The organism is Mycobacterium sp. NGS41, from assembly GCF_059812725.1.
On sequence record NZ_JCALDF010000076.1, the window covers coordinates 1 to 879 of the forward strand.

An 879-nucleotide genomic window follows, 5' to 3' on the forward strand; every position below is an offset into this window, starting at 1 on the left:
CCAAAAGTGGGGAATGATGTTGTGGTTGTGCCAGCCTGCACGGAGTCAAACGTCCTGGAGCTGCGCCAGACGCCGCTCCCGGGCGATGAGAAAGAGTGGAACGGCCACGCTGATATCGACGACGAACCCCAGCACGACGTACACCCACAGGTACTTGACATCGGTCCTGCGTCCCTCGACAACCATGAAGACCAGCACTGCGACGGAGACCAATGTCAGGTCGATGGTCATTGAGCTGACCGCGTGATTGGCGAAACAGCTGGCGAGGAAGTCGAGCGTGTCTCCGCCGGCCGAGAAGTACGCGATGTTGTGCGCCCAGGTGGCGATGAGCGCCACCAGCGCGATCACACCGTAAAGGATGCAGAGGTTTCTTCGAGCAGCGGTCATACCCGTCAGTATTTGGTCATCAGAGCAATTGTCAATATCTGTGGATGGGGTTGTTTCAGGCATCTCCGTTTCGGTTGGTTCGATAGGTTCGGTGAGCGTGATGTCGATGAGGCGTTCGAGCAGTTTGCCTTTGTGGAACGCACAGCGCCGGCACGGACGAGGCGACTAAGTGCGGGGCGTTGGCGGCCCGCCAGAGTGCTTGTGAGCGCTCAATGACCTTGTAGGCCATGGCAATACCGGCCGCACGTGTACGCGGGCCCTTGGTCACTTTGGTCGGCAAACGCACGGTCGCGAATATCGACTAATCGGGTTGGCGGTGCGCAGGTGAACCCAGTGTACAAGTCCAGCAGCAAGTCGGCGTCCTCGACGATCTTGGCGACCACCTTGGGATGCGTGGCGCCGTAGTCGGTCTCGAACGCCTTTGATCGCAACTTGGGCGTGCTCATTTCGCTTACGTCCCTCACGGTCGATGAGTACGGCCATACCGAGGTG

General features: G+C 59.3%; 1 protein-coding gene and 1 pseudogene. Both read right to left on the reverse strand.

From position 1 onward, the window contains the following. Positions 1 to 45: 45 nt before the first annotated feature. Complete coding sequence (locus AC5Y21_RS25980) at positions 46 to 348, reverse strand: DUF2834 domain-containing protein (RefSeq protein WP_499917020.1); 303 nt, start codon at positions 346 to 348, stop codon at positions 46 to 48. A gap of 105 nt (positions 349 to 453) precedes the next feature. After that, positions 454 to 879: pseudogene (locus AC5Y21_RS25985) on the reverse strand (IS256 family transposase); the annotation flags it as partial.